Below are 25,822 nucleotides of genomic sequence, written 5' to 3' on the forward strand. Positions count from 1 at the left end.
GGTGCGCACTCCCGCTACCGCCATCCCGGTGACGGAGGCGGCACGCGCGGAATCGATATCCGACGAGCTCTGAAAAGTTATGTTAAAAGTCGCTACTGTTGATCTACACCACGCTTTTTGCCATTAATCTCTGCGCCGTGGGCATGGTGGCTTCTTCTCCTCGGCTGGTGGACGTTATCGACCTGTTCAGCGCTCGGCGGTCCCATTCCTCGGGCGCCGTGATGGGACTGGACGTGTGCCGCGTAGAACCCTGGGGGCTGTCGCTGGAGTGCTCCACGCCCGAGGACCCCGCCGCAGACAGCGAGGTCACCTGGCTGCTGCCCGACCTGGGCCTCAAGCTCACCCGCCACCGCCCGCGCCGCAGGCACTCCCGCCGCGGGCCGAGCCTGCTGACCGCGGTGCACGTCGAGCGCGACACCCGCTCCTGGACCACCACCGACCTGCTGCTCGGCCTGGAGGTGCCCGACCAGGGGCCGGCGCGCATCGCCCAGTACGAGGAGTTCGCCGACGCGGTCTCCGGTGGGCTGATCCGGCTCAGCGAAGCCGATTACGCGCTGCGGACCGTGCACCGCACGCTGGAGGAGATCAGCCTGCACCGCGACCTGAACCAGTGGCTGGCCCACCGGGGCATCTTCGACATCTGGTGACCTGCTGACCCTCGCCGGGACGCGAGCCGGGGGGCGCCCACAGCCCATCGGTGGTGTCCCCGGCCCGCGCGCGGCCCGCGCGCGGAGGCGGTTAGCTTCGATGCCGAAGGGTGAGCGCGGTCCCCGCAGCGGCGGGGCCGCCGGGTAGCGGAGCACCAGATGGTCAAGCTGGACCGGTTGATCAACGTCCTCGGTGGACTGGGCGCCAGGCTCGTGTGCGCGCCGCGCAGCAGGCGGACCGAGCTGCGCTCGGTGGCGCTGCACGATCCCGCCGAACCGGCCGACCGGTCCGACGACGTGCTGCTCGCCGTCGGGGTCGACGCATCGGCGGCGGCGGAACTGCTCGCGTCCACGCGCGCCGCCGTCGTCGTCTTCCGGGCATCCGAACTCGGCGACGGGGCGCTGGCGACCGCCGGGGAGCGCGGTGTCGCGGTCGTGGTCGCGGCCCCGGAGGTGTCGTGGGGCCAGCTCGCCGGTGTCGTCTACGGCCTGGTGCTGGAGGGGCGCGAGACCGAGGCCGGACGCGGGCCGACCGACCTGTTCGCGCTCGCCGACACGCTGGCCGGGTCGGTCGGCGGGCCGGTGACCATCGAGGACCACCACTGCGGCGTGCTGGCCTACTCCAGCGAGCAGACCGGTGCCGACCCCGCCCGGCTGGAGACGATCCTCGGACGCAGGGTGCCCGAGGCGGTGCGGCGCGAGCTGGCCGCCCGAGGCGTGTTCGAGCACCTCGCGGCGTCGGACCAGCCGCTCTTCGTGGAGCCGCTGGAGGCGGGCGCGGGGCGCGGCCGAGCGGTGGCCGCCGTGCGGGCGGGCCGGGAGCTGCTCGGCTCGATCTGGGTGGAGACGCCCGCTCCGCTGGGCCCGGCGGGCGAGACCGCGCTGGTCAACGGGGCGCGCACGGCCGCGCTGCACATGCTGCGCAGTCGCGCGAGCGCGGACCTGGAACGCCAGATCGAGTCCGACCTGGTGATCGGGCTCGTCGAAGGCGACGGCGACCCCGCCGCCGAACTGAGCAGGCTGGGATTCCGGGGGGCGAGCTTCCGGGTCGTGGCGGTGCAGGCCCACGACGGCGGCGAGCACGCCGCGTCGGCGCTGCTGGCCTTCGAACGCGCGACGACCGGGTTCGGCTGGACGCGTCCGGGGCGCAGCGCCCTGTTCGCCAACACCGTCTACACGGTCCTCCCGTACGACGAGGCGGCCCGCGCCCGCGAGTGGGTGCGCACGCTGGCGCGCGACATCCCGTCCGGGATCACCGTGCTCGCCGGGATCGGCGGAGCCGCCGGACCGGGAGAGCTGGTGAGCAGCAGGCAGGAGGCCGACGAGAGCCTGGCGCTGCACGCCGCCCGCGGCGGCGCCGAGGTCGCCGTGGTCTACGACGACGACTGGCACGAGATCCTGCTCCAGCGGCTGCGCCGGGCCGCGGGCGCCGGCCGCCAGCCAGCCCGCGGCCCCGTCGCCCGGCTGCGCCGCCACGACGAGGTCCACGGGACGCACTACGCCGAGACGCTGCGCGCGTGGCTGGAGTGCCAGTCCGACCTCGCCGCGGCCGCGGCGCGCCTGGGCATCCACCCGAACACGGTCCGCAACCGGATGCGGAAGATGGCCGAGATCGTCCCGCTGGAACTGGACGACCCGGACGCCCGGCTCGCCATGATCATCGCCCTGGCTGTCTAGATTCCAAAGCAGCGAAGCCGCTTGGCCCACCCCCGCATTTTTCGCGGCGTATGGCTGGATACGTGAGAAAAAGATCCCGGAGCCAGAGGGCGCCTGAGGTTCCGCCACCCGCGCCGCCAAGCAGGATGAGTCGGTTCAACGACAGCTCAGGCTATGCCGAACGCAGGTAGTGCTCCGCGATGTCGTCGCTGGTGGTGAGCCACACGCCGGGGTGGTTCGCGACGTGCTCCAGCGCCTGGTCCAGGTACTTGGCCCGGAAGGGCTGGCCGATGACGAAGGGATGCAGGGCCAGCGCCATCACCCGGCCGCTGCCCGCCGCGTCGGCGTGGAGCTGCTCGAGCTGGTCCTCCACGATCCGCACGAAGTCCGGCCCGCTGAGGCTCTTGCCCACGAACAGGCTGATGTCGTTCAGCTCGATGGCGTAGGGGACGCTGAGCATCCCCGGTGCGTTCAGCCGGTACGGCTGGTCGTCGTTGGTCCAGTCGAGGACGTAGCTCAGGCCGAGCTCGGCCAGCAGCGACGGCGTCTGGAAGCTCTCGGTGAGCCCCGGTCCCATCCACCCGCGCGGCCGGCGACCGGTCGCCTTCTCGATGGTGCCGACGACCTCGCCCAGGTAGGCGCGTTCCTCGTCGGCTGGCAGGTCGGCCTGGAACGTGGAGTTGTTCTTGCCGTGGGCCAGCCACGCCCAGTCGCGGGCCAGCCCGGCCTCGACGATCTGCGGGTACCGCTCGACCACGTCGGAGTTGAGCAGCGCGCTCGCGCGCATCCCGTGCCGGTCGAGGCTGTCGACCAGCCGCCACAGGCCCATCCGAGGCCCGTAGTCGCGCCATCCGTAGTTCAGCGGGTCCGGCACCAGCCGCGCGGTGCCCTCGAAGATGCTCGTCGCCGGGCGGTCGACCCGGTAGTGCTCGATGTTCACGCCCACGTAGAAGGCGACCCGCGCACCACCCGGCCAGTGGATCGGCTCCCGCTCCACGATCGGGCTGTAGCCGAAGAGTTCGTTGTCCATGGCACCCACGGTGAAACATTCACACAGATGTGAAGGTCAAGCGCGAACCCGGAGACGGTGCGGTTCGGCCAATCTGAGCCGCTCGAATTGTGCGAAATCCACAGCGACTTCGCCGCCAGCCGGAGCCATGCTCGTCGCTGTCGGAGCAGGAGAGGTGGAGGACATGCGCGAGGACGGGATGGACCGGGCCCCGGAGAAGGTCGTCGTGGTCGGTGCCGGTGTGGTCGGGCTGTCGACGGCGTGGTTCCTGCGGGAGCACGGCGTCGAGGTGTCGGTCGTGGACCGGCGGGCGGTCGCCGCCGGTGCTTCCTGGGGCAACGCCGGATACGTCTCCCCCGGGTTCACCGTCCCGCTGCCCGAACCCGGCGTCCTGCGCTACGGGCTGCGCTCGCTGACCGACCGCGACGCGCCGCTGTACGTGCCCGCATCAGCCGACGCCGGGCTCTGGTCGTTTCTCGCCCGGTTCGCCCGCCACTGCACGGCGCGCGCATGGCGCCGGTCGATGGAAGCCTTCGCACCGCTCAACGCCGCCTGCCTCGGAGCGTTCGACGAGCTGGCCCGGGGCGGTGTGCGGGCTCGCGCGGTGCCCGCCCCGATCACCGCCGCGTTCGAGCGGCGCGAGCAGGTCGCCGAGCTGCGCCACGAGTTCGAGAAGATCCGGCAGGCCGGGCAGGACGTCGAGTTCAGCGAGCCGGACATCGCCGAGGTCGACGTGCCCCAGCTGTCCTCGCGCATCGAGGCGGTGCTGCGGCTGGAAGGGCAGCGCTTCGTCGACCCCGGCGAGTTCACGCGCGCCCTCGCTCGCGGTGCCGAAGCGCGCGGGGCGAGCATCCGCACCGGTTTCGCCGTGCGCGACGTGTTCCGCAGCGGCTCGCGGCTCGTCGTCAGGAGCGAACAGCACGACGGGATCACCGCCGACGCCGTGGTGCTGGCGACGGGCGCGTGGCTGTCGCCGCTGGCCCGCGGGTTCGGCGTCCGCAGGCAGGTGCGCGCGGGGCGCGGCTACTCCTTCACCGTCCCGACCGAGCATCCCGTTCCCGGGCCGGTCTACCTGCCCGCCGTGCGCGTCGCCTGCACGCCCTACCAGGGCGCGATGCGGGTCGCCGGGACCATGGAGTTCCGCGACCCCGACGCACCGCCGGAGCCGGCTCGCATCGAGGCGATCGTGCGCTCGGCCCGTCCGCTGCTGCGCGGCGTCGACTGGAGCGCTCGCCAGGACGAGTGGGTGGGGCCGCGGCCGGTGACCTCCGACGGGCTCCCGCTCGTCGGCGCCACCCGCATGCCGGGCGTCTTCGTCGCGGGCGGGCACGGCATGTGGGGTCTGACGCTGGGGCCCGTCACGGGGCAGCTGCTGTCGGAGCAGATCGTGTGCGGCAAGCAGCCCGCCGCGCTGCGACCGCTCGACCCGCTGCGATGAGCACCGACGAGATCTCGGTGGACGAGCGGGAGGAACTGGACTGGCTGCGCCGGGAGAACCGGCTGCTGCGGGTCGAGAGGGACATCCTGCTCAAGATCGCCACCGAGTACACCCTCGAACGCGCGGAGCCGCCCCGGCGCTGATCACACCGCGGGCGGTTCCCACCCGGTGCGCGACGCCCATTCCTCCGCCCGCGGCAGCGCGTCGGCGAACCACGGCTCCTTCGCCTCGGTGTAGGCATCGGGGTTGGAAGCGTGTCGTTGCGCGGCCTCGCGCTTGATCCGCAGGTACTCCTCGCGGGCATCGTCGTCAGCGCGCAGCCAGTCGCGGAACAGCAGCGCGTAGCGCCAGCCGGGGCCGCCCGCGACACGCACGTGCAAGTTGGCGTAGCGGCCGGGGTCGGCTGAGACGTGCACGCGCTTGGCCCACTGCCCCGGGGCGGGCGCGACCGGGTGGGGGTTGTCGCCGCGGATCTCGGGCACCACCGGGAAACCGGCCCGCGCCAGCGGCTCGGCGAGCCCGTCGGCGGCGGCCATCGAGCGGACGGTGAGCTGGAGGTCGACGACGTCCTTGGCGGGCAGGTCCGGCACCGACGTCGACCCGACGTGGTCGGCCCGCACCACGGCGTCCCCGGCCGCGCGCTCCACGCGGGCGAGCAGGCGCCGCGCGGTGCGCGGCCACTCCGGGTCCGGCTCGACCAGGACCGGCGACCGCTCGGGCGGCCGGGTCCGCAGCCGCACGTTCGCCTCGAAAGGCACCAGCCGGTCCGCCCACAGCGCGTCGACCGCGGCGTGCACGTCGTCGACCGCCCCGCTGTTGTCCAGCCACACGTCGGCCGCTTCGCGGCGCTGGTCCTCGGTGGCCTGCGCGCGGATGCGGGCCCTGGCGTCGGACTCCTCGAGGCCGCGGTCGACCAGCCGCCGCACCCGGTCCTCGACCGGCGCGTCGACGATGACCACCAGGTGGTAGCTCGGCGCGTAACCGAGCTCCACCAGCAGCGGCACGTCGTGCACGACGATCGCGTCCTCGGCGGCCTGCTCCATCAGCTCGGCGGTCCGGGCACCGACCCTCGGGTGCACGATCGCGTTCAGCGCCGCGCGGGCCTCGTCGTCGCCGAAGACCCGACGCGCCATCGCGGGCCTGTCGAGCGCTCCGTCGGCGTCCAGGACGTCGCTGCCGAACCGCTCCACCACCGCGGCCAGCCCGTCGCTGCCCGGCGCCACCACTTCCCTGGCGAGCACGTCGGAGTCGATGACGACGGCGCCGAGATCGGCCAGCCGCTTCGCCACCGTGGACTTGCCCGATCCGATCCCGCCGCTGAGTCCCACGCGCAACACCCGGCCCATCTTGCCAGCCGCCCTCCGCACCGGCGCCGGAGGCGAGGCGCCAAGACCTGCCTTTCGATCCTCGAAGCAGCGAAGCCGCTTGGCCCACCCCCGCAACCGGCACCGCCGCGGGTTCTCAGGCGTCCTCTGGCGAGGCGTGATACGCGAGAAAAGATCCCGGAGCCAGAGGGCGCCTGAGTGCCTGTTTTTGATCCCCGGGGGTGGGGTGGAAGAGGGCCTTTGCTAGTGATCGTGACACCACATCAAGATCGACACAGCAAAGGCCCGATCCGTTTGTACACCACAACAGCCCAGGACAGCTCTACCGCCCGCCCACACCGCTACCCGACCGACACCACCGACGCCGAGTGGGCGTTGATCGAACCGCTGCTGCCCACTCCGGCGTGTGAGACCTCCAGCGGCGGTCACCCGGAACAGCACCCGCGTCGCGACGTGGTCGATGCCATCCGCTACGTCATCGACAACGGCTGCAAATGGCGCGGACTGCCCGCGGACTTCCCTCCGTGGCAGACCGTCTACGGCTTCTACAACCGCTGGAGCCGCGACAACGTCGTCCTCGCCCTGCGTGACAGCCCGCGCGAGCAGATCCGCACCCGCGCCGGACGCCACCACCAGCCCAGCGCGGGCGTCATCGACTCCCAATCCGTGCGCGCCGCCGAAACCGCGGGCCGCGACACCCGCGGCTACGACGCGGGCAAGAAAGTCAACGGACGCAAACGACACATCACCACCGACACACTGGGCCTGCTGCTGGGCGTGTGTGTCACCGGAGCCCACGTCACCGACCGACGCGGCGCCGAACTCCTCCTGCGCTACCTCCGTAAAACCCAGCAGCGGCTCAGCCTGCTGCGGGCCGACGCGGGCTACGCGGGCCGCCTGATCACCTGGGCGGACACCGCCCTGGGCATCACCCTGCACATCGTCCGCAAAATCACCGGACAGATCGGTTTCCAGGTACTACCCCGACGCTGAGTCGTCGAACGCACCCTGTCCTGGATCACCCAAGCCCGCCGCACCATCCGCGACTACGAACGCCTGCCCGCCCACTCCGAAACCGTCATCAACTGGGCCGCCATCACCCTCATGACCCGCCAACTCACCCACCAACCAAGATCAAAAACAGGCACTGAGGTTCCGCCACCCGCGCCGCCACGCAAGGCGAGCCGAAGACAGCTCGGACAGCAAGCGGCCCCGCAGCTCTTCGAGCTGCGGGGCCGCCTCGCGCTATGCCGTTACCGGATCACGCACCGCCGGAGAGCTTCTCCCGCAGCGCGGCGAGCTGGGCGTCGCTGGCCAGGGAGCCGGCGTCCTCCTGCTGCTCGGCCGGAGCCGACGAGTAGTTCCCGCCCTGCTCCTCGGCACCGCTGCCGCCGCCGGTCGCGGCCTGGGCCGCGGCCTCCGCGTCGGCCTCGGCCGCCTTGGCGACCTGCTTCATGTGGGCCTCGTAGCGGGCGTGGGCCTCGGCGTACTGCCGCTCCCACTCCTCGCGCTGGGCCTCGTAGCCCTCCTGCCACTCCTGGGTCTCGACGTCGAAGCCCTCGGGGTAGATGTAGTTGCCCTCGTTGTCGTACTCGGCGGCCATCCCGTACTGGGTGGGGTCGAACTCCGAGTCCGGCGTGAAGCCCTCGTTGGCCTGCTTGAGCGACAGCGAGATGCGGCGGCGCTCCAGGTCGATGTCGATGACCTTGATCATGACGTCGTCGCCGACCTGCACGACCTGCTCCGGGATCTCCACGTGGCGCTCGGCCAGCTCGGAGATGTGGACCAGGCCCTCGATGCCCTCGTCGACGCGGACGAACGCACCGAACGGCACCAGCTTGGTGACCTTGCCCGGCACGATCTGGCCGATCGCGTGGGTGCGGGCGAACTGGCGCCACGGGTCTTCCTGGGTGGCCTTGAGCGACAGCGAGACGCGCTCGCGGTCCATGTCCACGTCGAGGACCTCGACGGTGACCTCCTGGCCGACCTCGACGACCTCGCTCGGGTGGTCGATGTGCTTCCAGGACAGCTCCGAGACGTGCACCAGACCGTCGACACCACCGAGGTCCACGAACGCACCGAAGTTGACGATGGAGGACACGACGCCCTTGCGGACCTGGCCCTTCTGCAGCTGGTTGAGGAACTCGCTGCGGACCTCGGACTGGGTCTGCTCCAGCCAGGCGCGGCGGGACAGGACCACGTTGTTGCGGTTCTTGTCCAGCTCGATGATCTTGGCTTCGAGCTCGCGGCCGACGTAGGGCTGCAGGTCGCGGACGCGGCGCATCTCGACCAGCGAAGCGGGCAGGAAGCCGCGCAGGCCGATGTCGAGGATGAGGCCGCCCTTGACGACCTCGATGACGGTGCCGCGCACGGGCTCGTCCTTCTCCTTGAGCTCCTCGATGGTGCCCCAGGCGCGCTCGTACTGCGCACGCTTCTTGGAGAGGATCAGCCGGCCTTCCTTGTCCTCCTTCTGGAGGACCAGGGCTTCGACGAAGTCGCCGACGGTGACGACCTCTGCCGGGTCGACGTCGTGCTTGATCGACAGCTCGCGGGAGGGGATGACTCCCTCGGTCTTGTAACCGATGTCGAGCAGCACCTCGTCACGGTCGACCTTGACGATGGTGCCCTCAACAATGTCCCCATCGTTGAAGTACTTGATGGTCTGGTCGACGGCGGCGAGGAAGTCCTCCTCCGTCCCGACGTCGTTCACTGCGACCTGCGGCTTGGTGGCGGCTGCAGTCGGGACGGTGGTGGTGTCGGTGGACATCAGGTGGGTTGCTCCGGTACGGATAGTGGTCGCTGGATCTGCATTGTGGGCGCACCCTGGGTTCCTCGCCCCGGCGGCCACCGGCCCCGGCTCCGCACGAGGCGGTCCGGCGAGGTGATCCGACGGGGAACGGTGCTCTCCGGTCGTCGATGTCCGGGTGTGAACCCGGCGTGGACGTCCGGACAACAAAGAGACCCACGGCGCGGCCGGTATCGTACGCGCTTTCTCGATCGCTGGGCAAACCGCGGTGCACCCGGGCACCCCGGGCCGCCCCGCGAGGAGAATGCTCCATGAACGAGCAATACCCAGGATAGTCGGAGGCACACCTTTGGCCGGCCCCAGCAGTCCGGAGCGTCCCGACCAGCAGAACGCGGGCGGCCACGCCGCGGCGGAGGCCACGCTGGGCACCGTCGGTGTGAGCAAACGCACGGCGGGCGTGGTCGAGTCGCGCCTGGCCAGCCGCCTGTGGTGGGACGCCGACGCCGACGACTACCACCGCGAGCACGGCGACTTCCTCGGCGTCAGCGACTTCGTCTGGTGCCCGGAGGGCCTGCGCGAGTCCGAGGCCGGGCTGCTCGGCGAGGTGCGCGGCGCCGACGTGCTCGAGGTGGGCTGCGGATCGGCGCCGTGCGCGCGGTGGCTGGCCGCCCAGGGCGCCCGCCCGGTGGGCCTGGACATCTCGGCCGGGATGCTGCGCCACGCCGCCGAGGGCGCCGGGCGCAGCGGCATCGACGTCCCGCTGGTGCAGGCCAGCGCCGACGCCCTGCCCTTCGCCGACGACTCCTTCGACATCGCGTGCTCGGCCTTCGGCGGGGTGCCGTTCGTCGCCGACTCCGGCGCGGTGATGCGGGAGGTGGCGCGAGTGCTGCGCCCCGGCGGCCGCTGGGTCTTCGCGGTGACCCATCCGATGCGGTGGATGTTCTCCGACGACCCCGGCCCCGACGGTCTCACCGTCATCCAGTCCTACTTCGACCGCACTCCTTACGTGGAGGTCGACGGCAACGGCCGGGCCACCTACGTCGAGCACCACCGCACGCTCGGCGACTACGTCGGCCAGCTCGCCGCGGCCGGGCTGCGGCTGGTGGAGCTGGTGGAGCCGGAGTGGCCGGAGGGCCACACGCAGGTCTGGGGGCAGTGGAGCCCGCTGCGCGGCAGGCTGTTTCCCGGAACCGCGATCTTCCGGTGCGTGCTGGGCTGACGACGGCGGCGAGGGGGCGGGGAAAGGCGTGAGCAGGGCGCAGGAACTCCTGGACGCGCAGTCCGCCCGGTTCGCGGCGCTGGACCCGTGGCTGCCGGACCGCTACCTGCTGCCCCGCGGTGAGCCGATCATGGCGCGGGTGCCCGGCGGGGAGGCGGTCGCCGGCCTTGTCGCGCACACCCGGCACGAGCCGGGCTCGCAGCAGAGCCTGTGGCAGGCGCTGGACACCTTCGAGCTGTTCCCGATCGTCGGCGATCACCCGCGCACCGGGATGGACGCGCTGCTGACCGCCTGGCGCGCGCAGCTCGCCCAGCACGGCGCGCCGTCGACCGACTCCGCCTGCGTGGTGATGTGGCCGAGCCGGGACGTGCCGGCCACCAGGTCGCTGCTGGACCACGGTTTCACCCCGCTGTCGGTGCTCGCGGTGCGACCGCCGTCACCCGAACCCGAGGTCCCCAATACGAAACTCTCTGGTACCGTAAAGATTCGTCGGGCCGGACCGGCCGACCTGGACGCCGTCGTCGAGCTCACGCTGGAAGAGCTGGACTACGCCGCCCTGGTCGGCGCCTCGACCCGGCGCCCGAACGCCCGCGAGCTGAAGCGGGGCTCCGCCGGGGTGCGCCTGCACGCCGGGGACCCGGTCTGGCTCGCGGAGCTGGACGGGCGGCCGGTCGCGGTCGCCGAGTGCGGCTGGTTCGACACCGAACGCCACGAAGGCGGGCACCGGCTCAGGCCAGGCCGCTGGGCCTACGTCAACTGCGTGTCCGTGCGCGACGAAGCGCGCGGCACCGGCATCGGCCGGGAGCTGATGGCCGTGGCGCACGAGGAGTTCGCCCGCGCCGGAGCGGTCGGCAGCTTCCTGTACTACAACCCACCGAACCCACTGTCCTCGGTGTTCTGGCCCCGTCAGGGCTACCGGCCACTGTGGACGATGTGGGAGGTGCGCCCCGCCACCGCGCTGCGCTGACGCTCGCCGGTGGCCGCGCACCGCCACCGGAGCGAGAAGTCGAGGGAACGGCGTGGAGATCGTCGCGGAGGGCGTCGAGGTCACCGGCGCGCACGGACCGCTGCTGCAACGCACGTCGCTGCGCGTGCGCGGCGGCCGGCTCCTGCTGGTCGCGGGTGACTCGGAAATCGCGCGGACCGCACTGGCGCTGACGCTGGCCGGCCGGCTCGCCCCCACCGCGGGCACGGTCCGGCTGGACGGCACGATCACCCCCGCGGGCCTGCGCGAGGCGGTCGCGGTCGTGGACGCGCCGGAGGTCACCGAGCCCGAGCCGACGGTGTCGGTGCGCACGGTCGTGGCCGAGGGGCTCAGCTTCGCCGGGCTGGCGTCGCGCCGGTCGCAGGTGCGCACCTGGCTGGCGGCCCACGACGCCGACCAGCACGAGCGCGAGCGGTTCGAGAACCTGCCCGCCCTGGTGCGCACCCGCCTGCTGGTCGACCTCGCACGCGCCGCCGACCCCCGCGCTCTGGTCCTGGACTCCCCCGACCGCCACGGCGGCGACCCCGCCGGCTGGTACTCGCTGGCCCGCCGAGAGGCCGAGCGCGGCCGGGCCGTGGTCGTGGCCTGCTCGACCCACTCGGCCCTGCGGCTGCAAGCCCCGCACGCGCTGATCGGCGAGGACAACCGGCCCGAAGACACCGAAGTGGATCTCAACCCCGCTCACAGTGAAGGTTCTCCCCGATGACCACGTTCCGCCTCGCCCGCACCGAGCTGCGCAGGCTGACCTCGGGCAAGCTCCCGAAGCTCGCGCTGCTGGCGGTCACCCTGGTGCCGCTGCTCTACGGCGCGATGTACCTGTACGCGAACTGGGACCCCTACGGCAGGCTGAGCTCGGTGCCCGCCGCCGTGGTGATCGACGACGAGGGTGCCGCGCGCGACGACGGCACCCGGTTGCAGGCCGGTCAGGACGTCTTCGACGAGCTGCTGGAATCCGGCACCTTCGACTGGCAGCGGGTCAGCGAAACCCAGGCGCAGCAAGGTGTTTCCAGCGGCCGCTACACCTTCGCCCTGGTGGTGCCGAAGGACTTCTCCGGCGCGCTGCTCTCCCCCGGCGAGTTCGAGCCGCGCCAGGCCCGGCTGCGGCTGATCACCAACGACGCCAACAACTACCTGGTCGGCACCATCGCCGACAAGGTCGTCTCCGAGGTGCGCAAGGCGGTCGCCGAGAACGCGGGCACCGAGGCCGCCGAGCAGTTCCTGCTCGGCTTCAGCACGGTGCACGACAAGACCGTGCAGGCCGCCGACGGCGCGGGCAAGCTCGCCGACGGCGCGGACCGCCTGCGCGACGGCATGGGGCAGGCCAAGGACGGCACCGCGCAGCTCTCCTCCGGTGCCCACCAACTGCTCGACGGCCACCACCGGCTCGCCGACGGCTCCGAGCAGCTCGCCGAAGGCACCGGCAGGCTCACCAACGGCGCCGACCGGCTGCACGGCGGGCTCACCCAGCTGCGCCAGGCCACCGCGGCGCTGCCCGAGCAGACCGCCAAGCTCGCCGACGGTGCCGACAAGGTCGCCGACGGCAACGAGAAGCTGGCCGACAAGGCCGACGTGCTCGGCGGGGTCTCGCAGGACATCGTCGACAACCTCGACCAGTCCAAGGCCCGCATCGCCGACCAGCTCCGGCAGGCCGGTGTCGACCAGGCCACCATCGACCGCGTCACCGCGGGGCTGGACCAGCTCAACAGCCCCGTCACCGACGCCAACGGCAAGGTGCAGGACCAGGTCGGGCAGTTGCGCGCGCTGGCCGACGGCTCCCGGCAGGTCGCCGACGGCAACCGCAAGCTCGCCGACGCCACCCCCGCGATGACCGGTGCCATCGGGCAGCTCACCGACGGAGCGGGCCGGCTCTCCGACGGTGCGAACCAGCTCAACGACGGTGCCGTGCAGCTGCGCGACGGCGAGCGCGAAGCGCTCAACGGCACCAGCGAGCTCACCGACGGCGCCGACCGGCTGGCCGGTGGAGCCCAGCAGCTCGCCGACGGCTCCGGGCAGCTCGCCGACGGCTCCAACACGCTGGCCGACGAGCTCGGCAAGGGCGCCGACGACATCCCGCACCCGGACGACCCGACGCGGGAGGCCACCGCCTCCACCATCGGCGACCCGGTCGCCGTCGACACCCACGCCCAGGTCAGCGCCTCCACCTACGGCGCCGGGCTCGCCCCGTTCTTCATGGGGCTGGCGCTGTGGATCGGCGGGTTCGTGCTGTTCCTGCTGATGCGCCCGCTCTCCAGTCGGGCGCTGGCCGCCGGGGTCGCGCCGTGGCGGATCGCGCTCGGCGGCTGGCTGCCTGCCGCGATCGTCGGGCTGGTGCAGGCGGTGCTGCTCTACGCGGTCGTGGTGTTCGCCGTCGGCGTCCACCCCGCCCACGCCTGGTGGACGCTGGCGTTCCTGGTGCTGACCTCGTTCGCGTTCACCGCGGTCGTGCACGCCCTCAACGCGGCCTTCGGGCCGAAGGGCAAGTTCATCGCGCTGATCATCCTGGTCCTGCAGCTGGTCACCGCGGGCGGCACGTTCCCGTGGCAGACCATCCCCGAACCGCTGCACCCGCTGCACCAGGTGCTGCCGCTGAGCTACGTCGTCAGCGGCCTGCGGCACCTGCTCTACGGCGGACCCGGCATGGCGGCGGTGACGAACGCGGCGGGCGTGCTGCTGTGCTACCTGGTGGCCGGGCTGCTGCTGAGCACCATCGCCGCCTGGCGGCAGCGGGTCTGGACCCCGGCACGGCTCAAGCCGGAGCTGTCGCTGTAGCGCAGCCCCCGCAACAGCGCGAAGGGGTGGGCGGATCGGATCCGCCCACCCCTTCGGGCTTTCGTCGTGGAGCCGCGCCCGCTACAGCGCGGACTCCCCGGCGGGTTCGGCCGCCGGCTCGTCGACGGGCTCGTCGTAACGGGCGATCTCGATGAGGTTGCCGTCCGGGTCCCGCAGGTACAGCGAGGTGATCGGGCCGAGCGCGCCGGTGCGGCTCACCGGGCCCTCCTCGATGCGGACGTCGCAGGCCCGCAGCTGGTCCTGGACCTCGCTGATCGCGCTGGACGTGACGAAGCACAGGTTGGCCGAACCGGGCACCGGGTGCGTAGCCGTGGGCTCCACCAGCTCGCTGGCCGCGTGCAGCTTGATCGTCTGCCGGCCGAAGCTCACCGCGCGCCGGTCACCGGAGAAGGTCACCGCGCGCATGCCCAGAATCCGCTCGTAGAAATCCACTGCCCGATCGACATCGGCCACGGTGAGGACCAGGTGGTCCACTCTGTCGATGCTGATCATGCTGCTCCTGTATGGGACGGTTCGCGAAGTACGAAGGCTATCGGGACCGGCTCACCGCGTTCGAGCGCGGTCCGCCGGTGTGGCGCCCATCCAAGGGGATGCCGCCGATCCGGCGCTCCGCAACCGCGATTTCGTGACCAGGACGCAACATCCCGTCACCAGTCGACAGCGGACAGTCGCTCGCGGCGCTCAGTGCGCCGCGGCGTCCCACGAGCCGCCGACGCCGACCGAGACCTCCAGCGGCACGTCCAGCGCGTAGGCGGCGCCCATGCGCTCCCGCACGAGCCGCTCGACCTCCTCGCGCTCGCCGTCGGCGACCTCGATGATCAGCTCGTCGTGGACCTGCAGCAGCATCCGCGAACGCAGCGGCCGCAGCGCCTCGTGCACGTCGAGCATCGCGACCTTGATGATGTCGGCCGCGCTGCCCTGGATCGGCGCGTTGAGCGCCATCCGCTCGGCCATGTCGCGCCGCTGGCGGTTGTCGCTGTTCAGGTCGGGCAGGTAGCGGCGCCTGCCCAGGATGGTCGAGGTGTAGCCGTCCTTGCGCGCCTGGTCGACGACGTCGCGCAGGTAGTCGCGGACCGAGCCGAAGCGGGCGAAGTAGGCCTCCATCTGCTCGCGTGCGTCCTCGGTGGAGATCCGCAGCTGCTGGGCCAGCCCGAAGGCCGACAGGCCGTAGGCCAGGCCGTAGGACATCGCCTTGACCCGCCTGCGCAGCTCGTGGTCGACCTCGTCGATCGGCACCCCGAACGCCCGGGAGGCGACGTAGTTGTGCAGATCCTCACCGGTGCGGAACGCCTCGATGAGCCCTTCGTCACCGGACAGGTGCGCCATGATGCGCATCTCGATCTGGCTGTAGTCGGCCGTCATCAGCTCGGAGTAGCCCTCGCCGACGACGAAGACCTCCCGGATCCGGCGGCCCTCCTCGGTGCGGATCGGGATGTTCTGCAGGTTCGGCTCGGTCGAGGACAGCCTGCCGGTGGCGGCGATGGTCTGGTTCAGCGTGGTGTGGATGCGGCCGTCGTCCGCGATCGACTTGACCAGTCCGTCCACAGTGGTCTTGAGCCGGGTCGCGTCGCGGTGCTCCAGCATGTGCTGCAGGAACGGGTGCTCGGTCTTCTCGTACAGGCTCTGCAGCGCCTCGGCGTCGGTGGTGTAGCCGGTCTTGGTGCGCTTGGTCTTGGGCATGCCCAGCTCGTCGAAGAGCACCACCTGCAGCTGCTTGGGCGAACCGAGGTTGATCTCCTTGCCGATGACGCCGTAGGCGTCCTGGGCGGCCTGCTTGACGCGCGCGGCGAAGTGCGCGCCGAGCCCGGCGAGCTGGTCGGCGTCGACGGCGATGCCCGCGGCCTCCAGCTCCGAGAGCACCTGCAGCAGCGGCAGCTCCAGCTCGGTCAGCAGCCGGGTGCTGTCGATGCGGGCCAGCTCGTCGTCGAGGGTGTCGGCCAGCTCGGCGACCGCGCGGGCGCGCACCAGCTCCGACGCGGCGGCGCCTGCCTTGGTCTGCTCCTCGTCCTCCAGCAGGGAGAGCTGGCCGTCGTCCTCGCCCTGCTCTGCCCGCAGCTCCCGCTGGAGGTAGCGCACCACCAGGTCGGGTAGGTCGAAGGAGCGCTGCCCCGGCCGCACCAGGTAGGCCGCCAGCGCCGTGTCGCTGCTCAGGCCCGCCAGCTTCCACCCGCGGTCGCGGACGGCGTGCAGCGGCCCCTTGACGTCGTGGGCGGCCTTGGGGAAGGCCGGATCGGCCAGCCAGGCCGACAGCGCGCGCTCGTCGTCGTCGGTCAGCGTGCGGGCGTCGACGAAGGCACCCGCGCCGTCGGCGGTCACCAGCGCCAGGCCGTCCAGGTCGCCGCTGCCGCGCGACCAGGTGCAGGTGAAGGACAGGCCCACCCGGCGGCCGTCGCGGGCGTGCTCGTCCAGCCAGGCGGCCACCGCGCCGGGGGCGAGGACGCCGCCGCTGACCTCGAAGCCCTCCTCGACCTCCGGCTCGGCCGCCGACAGCGTCGAGAACAGCCGCTCCCGCAGCACCCGGAACTCCAGGTCGTCGAAGAGCCGGTGGACGGCGTCGCGGTCCCACTGGCGCACCGCCAGGTCGGCGGGGGCCAGCTCCAGCGGCACGTCCTTGACCAGCTCGGTGAGCTGGCGGTTGAGCAGCACCGCCGACAGGTTCGCGCGCAGCGCGTCGCCCGCCTTGCCCTTGACCTCGTCGACGCGGTCGACCAGCCCGGCCAGCGAACCGAACTGCTGGATCCACTTGGTGACGGTCTTCTCCCCCACGCCCGGGATCTTGGGCAGGTTGTCCGACGGGTCGCCCCGCAGCGCGGCGAAGTCGGGGTACTGCTCGGGCGAGAGGCCGTACTTGTCGCTCACCGCCTGCGGCGTGAACCGGGTCAGTTCCGAAACGCCCTTGGTCGGGTAGAGCACCGTGACCGCGTCGGTGACGAGCTGGAGCGCGTCGCGGTCGCCGGTGCAGATGGAGACCTTGAAGCCCTCGCCGGTGGCCTGCGTGGTCAGCGTGGCGATGACGTCGTCGGCCTCGTAGTGCTCCTTGCTCAGCGTCGGGACGCACAGCGCGGCCAGCACGTCCTGGATCAGGCTGACCTGGCCCTTGAACTCGTCGGGCGTCGTGCCGCGGGTGGCCTTGTAGTCGGCGAAGGTCTCGGAGCGGAAGGTCTTGCGCGAGACGTCGAAGGCGACCGCGAGGTGGGTCGGCTGCTCGTCGCGGAGCAGGTTGATCAGCATGGACGTGAACCCGTAGACCGCGTTGGTGTGCTGGCCCGTGCCGGTCTGGAAGTTCTCCTTCGGCAGGGCGTAGAAGGCGCGGTAGGCCATCGAGTGGCCGTCGATCAGCAGCAGGCGGCGGTCTTCGGAATCCATCACGGCAGGCGAGTCTAGGCTTAACCCCCGACAGGGGGTACGTGGAGGCGAAGGAGCGGACGACGGTGCCTGCGACCAACGGGAACAGCCCCGTGAACAGCGCGAACGACGACGTGGTGCGGAACATCCTCGCCGCCGACGAGCAGCTCATCGACCGGATGGGCATGGAGATCACCGAACACGGCCCCGATCGGGTGGTCGGGACGCTGCCGGTGAAGGGCAACCGCCAGCCCTACGGTCTCCTGCACGGCGGCGCCAACGCGGTGCTCGCCGAGACGATCGGCTCGGTCGCCGCGGCCATCCACGCGGGGCCGGAGCGGATCGCCGTCGGCCTGGAGCTGTCGTGCACGCACCACCGGTCGGCGACCGAGGGCATCGTCACCGGCGTCGCGACGCCCGTGCACCAGGGGCGCGGCACCGCCACCTACGAGATCGTGATCACCGACGAGCAGGGACGCCGCACCTGCACCGCCCGCCTCACCTGCGTGCTGCGGGACCGGCCCGCGGACAGCTGAGCGGCCACGGCGGCCGGGCGGCCTCGGCGCTGCCCGGCCGCCGTGCGCGTCAGGTGGGGGCGCCTGGCCGCTGCCAGGGCGCGTCGTCAGGGCCGCCGCCGGGCGGAATCGACTCGTAGCCAGGTCCGCCGTCGGGAGCGCCGCCCTCGATGCGCGACGTCAGGAGCCGCCGTCAAGGCCCGCATTCGCAGGTGCCCGCCTGCCCTCAGGAGAGGTTGTCGAGCACCGCCTGCGCCACGGCCTTCATCGTCGTCCGGCGGTCCATCGCGGTGCGCTGCAACCAGCGGAACGACTCCGGCTCGGAAAGGCTGTGCTTGCTCATCAGCAGGCCCTTGGCCCGCTCGATGGTCTTGCGCGCCTCGAGGCGCTCGTTGAGGTCGGCGACCTCGGCCTCCAGGGCCTGGACCTCGGTGAACCTCGACACCGCCAGCTCGATCGCGGGCACCAGGTCGCGCTTGGCGAACGGCTTGACCAGGTACGCCATCGCCCCGGCGTCGCGCGCCCGCTCGACCAGGTCGCGCTGGCTGAACGCGGTGAGGATGACCACCGGGGCGATCCGCTCGCCCGCGATGTTGGACGCCGCCTCGATGCCGTCCATCTTCGGCATCTTGATGTCCAGGATCACCAGATCCGGGCGCAGCTCGTCAGCGAGCCGGACGGCCTCCTGGCCGTCGGCGGCCTCGCCCACGACCTGGTAGCCCTCCTCGCGAAGCATCTCGACCAGGTCGAGCCTGATCAACGCCTCGTCCTCGGCCACGAGTACGCGCCGTTCGACGGGCTTGGCCTCGCGTGGGTCCTCGGCAGCCGGCGTGGTCACCGGATCCTCCTGGATCAGTCTCGGGTCCGCCCGGTGCGGTCGCACCGGAAAGTGCAGCCTACAGGCCATGCCACCGCCGCGAGCCGCGCAGGAGGGGTGAGCCTTCCGACATCGGTTTCCGGCAGGTGAAGATCAGGAGACGGCGGCCCTACGGCGCACGAACGCGACGTAGACCAGCAGGATGGCGGCCAGGCTGACCAGGCTCAGCCCGAGCTGGGAGCGGGTCTCGCCGATGAGGCCCATCGTCAGCACCACGGCGGCGATCAGCGCCAGCGTCGCCCAGGTGAGGTATGGGAACAGCCACATCCGCAACTTCAGCAACTCCGGCGACTCCCGCTCCAGGCGGCGGCGCATCCGCAGCTGCGACATCGCGATGATGGCGTAGACGAACAGCGCCACCGCGCCGGCGGAGTTGATGATGAAGTAGAAGATCGTGTCCGGCGCGACGTAGCTCATGGCCACCGCCACGTAGCCGACGAGCGTCGACAGCAGGATCGCCTTCCACGGCACGCCGCGAGCGTTGACGTCCTGGATCCAGTTCGGGGCGAAGCCGTGCCTGCGCAGGGCGAACAGCATGCGCGAGGCCGTGTAGAGGCCGGAGTTGAGCACCGACAGCACGGCGGTGAACACCACGACGTTGACCACGGTCCCGGCGGCGGGGATGCCGAAGCGGGCGAAGGCGGCGGCGAAGGGACTGGTCTCGGACGGGATGTCGCCCCACGGCGTGATCATGACCAGCAGCGCCACCGACCCGACGTAGAACAGCAGCACCCGCCACACCACCGCCTTGGTGGCCTTGGCGACGGCGCGCTCGGGTTCGTCGGACTCGGAGGAGACGATCGTCACGATCTCGGTGCCGAAGTAGGAGAAGATCACGATCACCACGCCGTGCACCACGGAGAAGCCACCGGTCGCGAAGAACCCGTCGAGGGCGATGTTGCCGACGGAGAAGTCCGCGCCTGGCCACAACCCGAGCACGAACAGCGCGCCCAGCGCCAGGAACACCACGATCGTGACGACCTTGACCGAGGCCAGCCAGAACTCCGTCTCGCCGAACGAACGCACCGACACCAGGTTCGTACCGGTCAGCAGCACCATCAGCAGCAGCGAGAACACCCACTGCGGCACCGACGGCAGCAGCGGCTGGAGCAGCTTGGCGCCGGCGACCGCCTCGAACGCCACCACGCCGACCCAGAAGTACCAGTACAGCCAGCCGATGGTGAAGCCCGCCCAGCCGCCCAGCGACGCTCGCGCGTACTCCATGAACGACCCCAGCGCCGGCGCGGCGGTGGCCATCTCCCCCAGCATCCGCATGACGAGGACGACGATCGCCCCGCCCAGCGCGTAGGAGAGCACCGCCGCGGGCCCGACGGTCTCGATGACCGCCCCGCTGCCGATGAACAGGCTCGCCCCGATGATCCCGCCCAGCGCGATCATCTGCAGATGCCGGCTCTTCAGACTCCGCCGCAGCCCGGAGTCGTCGGCCCTGGCGACGTCGGCCTTGGCGACGTCGGCGGTCCTGGCGACGTCGGGCCTGGCGACGCCGGCGGTCCGGGCGACGTCGGCGGCCCCACCACCGACCGCCGCCTCCGCACCGTCGGCTGCCCCGCCACCTACCGGACCGGCCGCATCGGAGCCGCCCGCCCCGCCATCCGCCGGTCGCCCGCGCCCCGCACCATCGGCCATCCCAGCCCCCGAAAGGTAGATCCAATCCCGACAGGAGGCTGCGAACCTAACCCCGCGACGATCTCCGCACCAGAGTCCCGAACCAGGGCAAACCCGACACCAAGCCGCCCCACCCAGGCACCCTCCCGCGCCAGTTGATCAACCCTCGCGTATGCTCGGACCAGGTAGGCCCCCGTAGCCCAACGGCAGAGGCAGCGGACTCAAAATCCGTCCAGTGTGCGTTCGAATCGCACCGGGGGCACGTACAGCATCTACACAAGCGCCTGGGGTGTGTGGATGACATTGTCTCGTTGATTGTTTCCGCTGCTTGGGCAATGGCGGGGTAGGTAGTCGACTGGCAGCTTGAGCCGACGCGTGATGTCCGTGAGCTGGCATTGACACCGATCGCTCTCGGCATGCCGTTGACGGGATGCGGGGTCGTCGGTGCTCTCAAGGTCGGCGGTTAGGAGCTCTCACCGATCAGGCCGAAGACCCGCTTGGCGAAGAACCGTGACACCGCGCCGAGCACGTGGTCTTCGCGCAGGTACACGGTCTAGGGGTGCCCTTCGTGCTTGTCGGGTCGGCCGCGGTTGTTGTTGCGGGGCCAGCACAGGTACTAGGCGTGTTGTTCCGGGACGTTGGTGAGAGAGCGACACGCCTGGTGCGGGTCTTGATGCATAGGGGGGCCTTCTGGTGTTATCGAGGATTGCTCGGGATCTCCCCCTTGTTGCCTGCGATTACCTGGGATATTGAGCCACTCGATTGCTTACGATCCCAATAATGAGTGCCCTGCGTTGGGATCAGTCCCCAAGATCTGTCCACCGAAGCGCGGGTCGGATGGGTTCATGCCATACCAATGGTCATCTGCACCATTGCCGATGTCTCACGGACTCAGCGATGGTGTCCATGTAGGCGGCCAGGTTTGGCTACGGATAGTCCGCGAGCTCCGACCGTGTATAGAGGAAAGCGCGGCTTCGACGCGAGGGATCGGTTTGGTCCGGCGGTCGCTCTGTGGCGTCGGCAGCGCAGTTGACGCGGCCGAACGCCGCCAGCACGCGGATCATGCACGGCAGCAGGCCGAGACCTCGCATGCCGCCGCACGCGCCGGGATGACGAGTCCGCGGACCAGCTCGTAGGAGCCTGGCGATCTCCAGCGCCTTCGACCCCTCATCATCGTCGAACAGACCGGTCATCGCCGCCGTGAAACCTCCAGCCCACCGCGCGGTATCGACCAGCGGCGAGAGTGCCCCTCTTTCACCCGGACAGCACTGACTCCGCGCCTCGGCGTTTTCTAGTACGGCAGTCAGAGACTTCGTTCCTGACGTGGGGTCAGCGCCTTTGAGCTGCGGAGATTCTCGGCTCATCCGGTGGCGCGAACGAGCGCGGGCCGCTCCGTGAGCGTCATGGCACCACCACCGCACACGCCTCGAACTCATGAAATGGCTGTGCGTACCAGGCCGCGACCCCGACGGCCGTATCGGATTTCGTTACGCGCGCAACGCATTCGACAGCGCATCCACGGTCACGCCCACGATAGCCAGGAGCTGCGCCGGGCTCGCCCCGGCCCTGCTCATGATGGCGAGCGACTGGTTCACTGCCGCCACGTGTACGGCGAAGGCTTCGGCGTCCTGGTCGGTCAGTCGGCCGGCCTTCAGCGCGGTGCGCAGGCGCAGGCGCTGTAAGCCGAGCATTCGCTTGGCGTGGGCCGCGACGCTCGGACTCAGCACTGGGATTGTCATGGCCGACTGGGCAATCAGGCATCCATCAGGTACTTCGGGATCGGCGATGCGCCCCAGGGTGACGTCGAAGAACGCACGAAGAGCGGCAACGGGTTCCGAGGCCGCACACGACAGGGCGGCGTCGTACTGCTCGCCATAGCGCGCGGCGTAGAGGTCCAGGCAGCGCAGGAAGAGCGTGTCCTTGTCACCGAGGGAGGAGTAGATGGAGCTGCGGTTCAGACCGGTTGCCCGAGACAAATCGTCCAGTGAGGTGTCGGCGTAGCCGTCGCGCCAGAACTGGATCATCGCGGCGTCGAGCGCCGTGTCCATGTCGAACTGCTTCTTGCCTGCCACGCGGCACTTCCTTGCCGATGCGTCGATGGTTCGGACTGCGTTGCGCACGATACTACTTGAACCGATCGGTTCAAGATGTGTAGCCTTCAAGCGTGGCGATGGACAGGCATACCGCGCACTTCGCGACCGCGCGAGAAGCACACCACGGGGCCCAGCCACCGCCGTCAGCTACACCGACCCAACCGCACGCCTGACACCGATGGAGGATCCCCGTGACCAGCCCGGCAACCAGCACTGCGCATGTCCGGAAAACACTGGCAGGACGCGGACGACCCCACCACCGAGAGCATTCAAGAGCGGCACTTCCCACATTCAGAGAGACGCGTTGTATTCCTCGAGCGCTGAGCGCAGTCGCGCGACCAACAGGTCGTAATAGCCGACCATGTCCTGTAGCCGACGCTGCTGGAGCGCCGGGAGGTCCGCCCCGAGATGCTCGGCGCGATAAGACAGTTCACGGAGTTGTTCCGCCTGCCGCACCATGTGCCCGAGACATCCCACCCACGCATCCGGGCGCCATTCATACACGAAATGACGGGCTCCCGCCGGTTTGGAACGCGCGACCACGCCGTTGGTGATCAACAGCCGGGTCAGCTCCGAGACGGTCCCGACACTGGCCTCGAGTTCGTCCTGCAGTTGTTGGACGGTCATCGGCTGGTCGCTCAGCAGCAACACGGCCGCCATCCGGCCTGCCGTCGGAGGCCAGCCCATCGCCTGGCCGATGACTGTGGCGAAGTCATCAATCAAGAGTTCGGCCCTGCTAGACCGGGGACTGTCGTCGGACACGAGCTCCCATTTCAGTGTACGGTGAATTTTCACTATTGACTGAGAGTTGGGTGCGGGTCATATTACCGGTAAGCGCTGACGCTCTTCGGACGCTGCAACAACTCACGGAGGCCTCCTGCGATGACGAACGGCTGGGACGCGATCGTAGTCGGTGCGGGGTCCGCCGGGGCACCGTTGGCGTGCCGACTCGCCGCGACCGGCCGACGGGTTCTACTCCTGGAGGCGGGTCCAGATTACCGCTCCGACCAGATGTCCGAGGCGTGGCGCTCGCCGAACCCCCTCCGTGCGCTGCTGGCCCCGGAAGCGCACGGGTCCTTGGTGTGGCCGGACCTGCTGGCGACCAGGACCGAAAAGCAGGAGGCCGCCTTGTACTGGCGCGGCCGCGGCACCGGCGGTAGCAGCTCGATCAACGGACAGATCGCGATCAGACCGCCGATGGAGGACTTCGAGGATTGGGTCCGACGGGGATGTGCAGGCTGGTCACCGGAAGACGTGCTGCCCTACTTCTGCCGTGCCGAGGACGACGAGGAGTTCGGCGACGCCTCCTACCACGGCAGGGGCGGGCCGACACCGATCCACCGAATGCCATGGGAGGACTGGGGCTCCGTGGACACCGCCCTGTGCACCGCCGCGCTCTCCGCCGGCCACGCCTGGGCCGAGGATGTCAACGCGCCGGGTGCGCGGGGAGTCTCCCCGTACCCGATCAACTCCCGTGGCGGCCGCAGGGTCACGGTCAACGACGGCTACCTGGAACCCGAGCGAGGATCCTCGACGCTGACCATCCGCGGCGACGCCCTCGTCGACAGGGTCTTGATCAGCGGTGGCCGGGCGGTGGGGGTGCGCTACCTCGCCGGCGGCACCCTGACCGAGGAGCGGGCGGACCTCGTCGTGCTCAGCGCCGGGGCCGTGCACTCCCCGGCGGTGCTGATGCGTTCGGGCATCGGTCCGGCCGTAGAGCTGCGTGCACTGGGCATCGACGTCGTCGCGGACCTGCCGGTCGGACACGGCCTGCAGGACCATCCCCTGGTGGGTGTGGCGATCCCGCTCAACGAGGAGTCGGCACTCCGCACGCCCGACGACCGGCACACCAACGTCTGCGTCCGCTACACCAGCGACCATCCCGATGCCCGGCCGCACGACATGATGCTCGTGTCGCTCAACCAGAACGTGCTGTCGATGGAATGCGCCGACGTGCGCTTCGGCGCCGGCGCGTTCGGGGTGTGGGTCAACCAGACGTGGTCGCGCGGATCTGTCACCCTGACCTCGCGCGACCCGCGCGTGCAGCCTGAAGTCCGCGAGGCCATGCTCTCCGACGAACGGGACCTCGCCCGGCTACGCGCGGGCATCCGGGCGCTGGTCGACATGGCCCGAGGCGAAGAGGTGTCGGCGATCTCGGACGGTTCGTTCGAACGCGTCAACGCCACCTTGTTTTCCGTGCTCGACGACGACGCCGAGCTCGACGACCACCTGCTGGCCACCGCGGCCGACGCGCAGCACGCGACCAGCACCTGCCGCATGGGAGACCCGAACCACGCCGCCACCGTGGTCGACCCGCAATGCCGGGTCCTCGGCGTCGACGGGCTCCGCGTCGCCGACGCTTCGATCTTCCCGTCCGTACCGAGGGCCAACACCAACCTCACCACGATCATGGTCGGCGAGCTGGTGGCCGACCGCCTGGACCGCGCGTGACAGAAACCACCGCCGCATCGCTAGGAGCTCGTCGCGTGACAATCCTGCAAAATCACACCGCCGACCACTTCCACAGCTCCACGAGAACGGCCAGCAAGGGTCACAAAGAGCAAGATACAGCAATTGCGACATTTCGCGTAGCCATTCACGCCTCGGACAAACTCATTCGCGAGGGCCTGGCCATCTGGGTACAGCAGGAACCACGAATGTCGGAGAGCGATATCGCCGACGCCGATGTCGTCGCGGTCGCGGAAGACACACCATTGTCCACGCTCGACACGTTGCGCGACCTGCGCTCCAACGCGAGCGGACGCGTCCTTCTCATCAGCGAGTACGAATGGAAGCGGTACATGGCCACGGCAGTCCGGTACGGCGTCCGCGCCGTGCTCTGGCGCGGACGCTTTTCCCGTAAGGCCTTTCTCGAGACGATCCGCACCATCGGAAACGGCGGAGGAGTCCTGCCTCCCGCACTGCAGGGGGCACTGGTGGAAGAGTTCGAGCGCATTCGCGAGCACGTGCTCGCACCCAGAGACCTCACGATGCACGGACTGACCAGCCGGGAGGTCGATGTTCTCCACGGGGTCGCCGACGGCCTGAGCCTCGAGGAGATCGCGCAGAAGCTCGCTTACTCGGAGCGCACCATCAAGAACATCCTCTACCAGTTCATGAAGCGGCTAGGACTCCGCAACCGCGCGCACGCCGTCGCCTACGCGATTCGGCTCGGGATCATCTGAACGAACACCGCATCACCGCACTGACCAGTCCGCGCCGGTGCGCGCTCAGGACAGGCCAGCGGTCGTTCACCGCCGAGGAGCCCGGGGCGACAGCCCTCCCCACGCCTGCGCGCCAGGCACGGGCAACGACGCCCGGGGCCAAGGCACCGTTCTTCAGCTCCGATCACCTCCTTTCCGCTATTTGGCCACCGCGCGTTCGCGAAGAATGGCACGCGCGTATCAACGCGCCGGCGGTTCCGCGGCTTCAGCGCGCAGGAATCTCCGCTTTCGCCGACTCCAGCCTACGGAGCACCGCACCGGCTGCCAATAGCACGAACAGGACCGCCGAGGTTGCGACCTCGCGGCGACGAACCCACCCTACGAATG

The 25,822-nt window shown here is 70.4% G+C and carries 22 protein-coding genes and 1 tRNA gene; 13 read left to right on the plus strand and 10 right to left on the minus strand.

What is annotated here, in order from left to right:
- The first annotated feature begins 167 nt into the window (after window positions 1-167).
- Together SACE_RS26185 and SACE_RS26190 are read left to right on the plus strand one after the other, a co-directional pair.
- Entirely contained in the window at window positions 168-647 is a 480-nt protein-coding gene (locus SACE_RS26185; RefSeq protein WP_009950265.1) for a ribonuclease FAU-1 family protein, read from the plus strand.
- Window positions 648-806: 159 nt separating this feature from the next.
- Window positions 807-2,324: a PucR family transcriptional regulator gene (locus SACE_RS26190; RefSeq protein ID WP_009950264.1), complete on the plus strand. Its 1,518-nt coding sequence runs from the start codon at window positions 807-809 to the stop codon at window positions 2,322-2,324.
- 151 nt (window positions 2,325-2,475) lie between these two features.
- On the opposite strand, the gene SACE_RS26195 is transcribed toward SACE_RS26190, so the two are convergent.
- Window positions 2,476-3,333 carry a polysaccharide deacetylase family protein gene (locus SACE_RS26195; protein WP_009950263.1) on the minus strand — a complete coding sequence of 286 codons (858 nt, stop codon included), beginning with the start codon at window positions 3,331-3,333 and terminating at the stop codon, window positions 2,476-2,478.
- 163 nt (window positions 3,334-3,496) lie between these two features.
- Here SACE_RS26195 and SACE_RS26200 point away from each other — a divergent pair, with 163 nt between their 5' ends.
- Complete coding sequence (locus SACE_RS26200) at window positions 3,497-4,750, plus strand: NAD(P)/FAD-dependent oxidoreductase (RefSeq protein WP_011874716.1); 1,254 nt, start codon at window positions 3,497-3,499, stop codon at window positions 4,748-4,750.
- Window positions 4,747-4,893 carry a hypothetical protein gene (locus SACE_RS38450; RefSeq protein WP_009950261.1) on the plus strand — a complete coding sequence of 49 codons (147 nt, stop codon included), beginning with the start codon at window positions 4,747-4,749 and terminating at the stop codon, window positions 4,891-4,893. Before SACE_RS26200 ends, SACE_RS38450 begins: the two co-directional genes overlap by 4 nt.
- Here the strand turns inward: SACE_RS38450 and coaE are convergent, their stop codons facing one another.
- Window positions 4,894-6,087: a dephospho-CoA kinase gene (coaE, locus tag SACE_RS26205; RefSeq protein ID WP_009950259.1), complete on the minus strand. Its 1,194-nt coding sequence runs from the start codon at window positions 6,085-6,087 to the stop codon at window positions 4,894-4,896.
- Between the two features lie 282 nt (window positions 6,088-6,369).
- Between coaE and SACE_RS37245 the strand changes: the two genes are divergently transcribed.
- Entirely contained in the window at window positions 6,370-7,068 is a 699-nt protein-coding gene (locus SACE_RS37245; RefSeq protein ID WP_011874718.1) for an IS5 family transposase, read from the plus strand.
- 268 nt (window positions 7,069-7,336) lie between these two features.
- Here the strand turns inward: SACE_RS37245 and rpsA are convergent, their stop codons facing one another.
- Window positions 7,337-8,842, minus strand: coding sequence for a 30S ribosomal protein S1 (gene rpsA / locus SACE_RS26215; RefSeq protein ID WP_009947512.1), 1,506 nt, complete (start codon window positions 8,840-8,842; stop codon window positions 7,337-7,339).
- 328 nt (window positions 8,843-9,170) lie between these two features.
- On the opposite strand from rpsA, the gene SACE_RS26220 reads away from it, so the two are divergent.
- Genes SACE_RS26220 through SACE_RS26235 form a run of 4 tightly spaced genes read left to right on the plus strand, consistent with a single transcriptional unit; the run spans window position 9,171 to window position 13,794 of the window.
- The gene (locus SACE_RS26220) at window positions 9,171-10,040 is read left to right on the plus strand and encodes a class I SAM-dependent methyltransferase (RefSeq protein ID WP_009947511.1); all 870 of its coding nucleotides are present in this window, start codon (window positions 9,171-9,173) and stop codon (window positions 10,038-10,040) included.
- Between the two features lie 28 nt (window positions 10,041-10,068).
- A complete protein-coding gene (locus SACE_RS26225; RefSeq protein ID WP_009947510.1) occupies window positions 10,069-11,007 on the plus strand; it encodes a GNAT family N-acetyltransferase in 939 nt (312 codons plus the stop codon).
- A gap of 52 nt (window positions 11,008-11,059) precedes the next feature.
- On the plus strand, window positions 11,060-11,731 hold the full coding sequence (locus SACE_RS26230) for an ATP-binding cassette domain-containing protein (protein WP_009947509.1): 672 nt from the start codon (window positions 11,060-11,062) through the stop codon (window positions 11,729-11,731).
- Complete coding sequence (locus SACE_RS26235; protein WP_009947508.1) at window positions 11,728-13,794, plus strand: YhgE/Pip domain-containing protein; 2,067 nt, start codon at window positions 11,728-11,730, stop codon at window positions 13,792-13,794. The genes SACE_RS26230 and SACE_RS26235 overlap by 4 nt, the downstream gene beginning before the upstream one ends.
- Before the next feature lie 81 nt (window positions 13,795-13,875).
- Here SACE_RS26235 and SACE_RS26240 read toward each other — a convergent pair whose 3' ends face one another.
- Together SACE_RS26240 and polA are read right to left on the minus strand one after the other, a co-directional pair.
- Complete coding sequence (locus SACE_RS26240) at window positions 13,876-14,307, minus strand: VOC family protein (RefSeq protein WP_009947507.1); 432 nt, start codon at window positions 14,305-14,307, stop codon at window positions 13,876-13,878.
- Window positions 14,308-14,496: 189 nt separating this feature from the next.
- Window positions 14,497-17,181, minus strand: coding sequence for a DNA polymerase I (gene polA / locus SACE_RS26245; protein ID WP_009947505.1), 2,685 nt, complete (start codon window positions 17,179-17,181; stop codon window positions 14,497-14,499).
- A 92-nt stretch (window positions 17,182-17,273) separates the two neighbouring features.
- Here polA and SACE_RS26250 point away from each other — a divergent pair, with 92 nt between their 5' ends.
- Window positions 17,274-17,696 carry a PaaI family thioesterase gene (locus tag SACE_RS26250; protein WP_011874720.1) on the plus strand — a complete coding sequence of 141 codons (423 nt, stop codon included), beginning with the start codon at window positions 17,274-17,276 and terminating at the stop codon, window positions 17,694-17,696.
- 205 nt (window positions 17,697-17,901) lie between these two features.
- Here the strand turns inward: SACE_RS26250 and SACE_RS26255 are convergent, their stop codons facing one another.
- Both SACE_RS26255 and SACE_RS26260 read right to left on the minus strand, forming a co-directional pair.
- On the minus strand, window positions 17,902-18,513 hold the full coding sequence (locus SACE_RS26255) for an ANTAR domain-containing response regulator (protein WP_009947502.1): 612 nt from the start codon (window positions 18,511-18,513) through the stop codon (window positions 17,902-17,904).
- Between the two features lie 132 nt (window positions 18,514-18,645).
- The gene (locus SACE_RS26260) at window positions 18,646-20,199 is read right to left on the minus strand and encodes an amino acid permease (RefSeq protein WP_009947500.1); all 1,554 of its coding nucleotides are present in this window, start codon (window positions 20,197-20,199) and stop codon (window positions 18,646-18,648) included.
- Between the two features lie 168 nt (window positions 20,200-20,367).
- Here SACE_RS26260 and SACE_RS26265 point away from each other — a divergent pair.
- Window positions 20,368-20,440, plus strand: a tRNA-Leu gene (locus SACE_RS26265).
- Window positions 20,441-21,104: 664 nt separating this feature from the next.
- Here the strand turns inward: SACE_RS26265 and SACE_RS37970 are convergent.
- The 3 genes from SACE_RS37970 to SACE_RS26275 all read right to left on the minus strand — a co-directional run bounded on the left by SACE_RS37970 (window position 21,105) and on the right by SACE_RS26275 (window position 23,033).
- Window positions 21,105-21,371 (minus strand): hypothetical protein, encoded by a 267-nt coding sequence (locus SACE_RS37970; RefSeq protein WP_143538228.1) that lies wholly within the window; start codon window positions 21,369-21,371, stop codon window positions 21,105-21,107.
- A 294-nt stretch (window positions 21,372-21,665) separates the two neighbouring features.
- Window positions 21,666-22,250 (minus strand): TetR/AcrR family transcriptional regulator, encoded by a 585-nt coding sequence (locus SACE_RS26270; RefSeq protein ID WP_009947498.1) that lies wholly within the window; start codon window positions 22,248-22,250, stop codon window positions 21,666-21,668.
- A gap of 312 nt (window positions 22,251-22,562) precedes the next feature.
- Complete coding sequence (locus tag SACE_RS26275) at window positions 22,563-23,033, minus strand: GbsR/MarR family transcriptional regulator (RefSeq protein WP_009947497.1); 471 nt, start codon at window positions 23,031-23,033, stop codon at window positions 22,563-22,565.
- A 120-nt stretch (window positions 23,034-23,153) separates the two neighbouring features.
- On the opposite strand from SACE_RS26275, the gene SACE_RS26280 reads away from it, so the two are divergent.
- Window positions 23,154-24,722, plus strand: a complete 1,569-nt coding sequence (locus SACE_RS26280) for a GMC family oxidoreductase (protein ID WP_029621712.1) — start codon at window positions 23,154-23,156, stop codon at window positions 24,720-24,722.
- A 35-nt stretch (window positions 24,723-24,757) separates the two neighbouring features.
- Window positions 24,758-25,456, plus strand: a complete 699-nt coding sequence (locus SACE_RS26285) for a helix-turn-helix transcriptional regulator (protein ID WP_231849792.1) — start codon at window positions 24,758-24,760, stop codon at window positions 25,454-25,456.
- Window positions 25,457-25,822 lie beyond the last annotated feature (366 nt).

It is taken from the genome of Saccharopolyspora erythraea NRRL 2338 (genome assembly GCF_000062885.1).
Classification (GTDB): Bacteria; Actinomycetota; Actinomycetes; order Mycobacteriales; family Pseudonocardiaceae; genus Saccharopolyspora_D; species Saccharopolyspora_D erythraea.

Excerpts from the sequence above, each read along its gene's own strand:
- SACE_RS26240 (WP_009947507.1), bottom strand. The coding sequence starts at position 14,307 with ATGATCAGCATCGACAGAGTGGACCACCTGGTCCTCACCGTGGCCGAT.
- SACE_RS26280 (WP_029621712.1), top strand. The coding sequence starts at position 23,154 with ATGACGAACGGCTGGGACGCGATCGTAGTCGGTGCGGGGTCCGCCGGG.
- SACE_RS37970 (WP_143538228.1), bottom strand. The coding sequence starts at position 21,371 with ATGACCGGTCTGTTCGACGATGATGAGGGGTCGAAGGCGCTGGAGATC.
- SACE_RS26260 (WP_009947500.1), bottom strand. The coding sequence starts at position 20,199 with ATGGCCGATGGTGCGGGGCGCGGGCGACCGGCGGATGGCGGGGCGGGC.
- SACE_RS26190 (WP_009950264.1), top strand. The coding sequence starts at position 807 with ATGGTCAAGCTGGACCGGTTGATCAACGTCCTCGGTGGACTGGGCGCC.
- SACE_RS26195 (WP_009950263.1), bottom strand. The coding sequence starts at position 3,333 with ATGGACAACGAACTCTTCGGCTACAGCCCGATCGTGGAGCGGGAGCCG.
- polA (WP_009947505.1), bottom strand. The coding sequence starts at position 17,181 with ATGGATTCCGAAGACCGCCGCCTGCTGCTGATCGACGGCCACTCGATG.
- SACE_RS38450 (WP_009950261.1), top strand. The coding sequence starts at position 4,747 with ATGAGCACCGACGAGATCTCGGTGGACGAGCGGGAGGAACTGGACTGG.
- rpsA (WP_009947512.1), bottom strand. The coding sequence starts at position 8,842 with ATGTCCACCGACACCACCACCGTCCCGACTGCAGCCGCCACCAAGCCG.
- SACE_RS26235 (WP_009947508.1), top strand. The coding sequence starts at position 11,728 with ATGACCACGTTCCGCCTCGCCCGCACCGAGCTGCGCAGGCTGACCTCG.
- SACE_RS26200 (WP_011874716.1), top strand. The coding sequence starts at position 3,497 with ATGCGCGAGGACGGGATGGACCGGGCCCCGGAGAAGGTCGTCGTGGTC.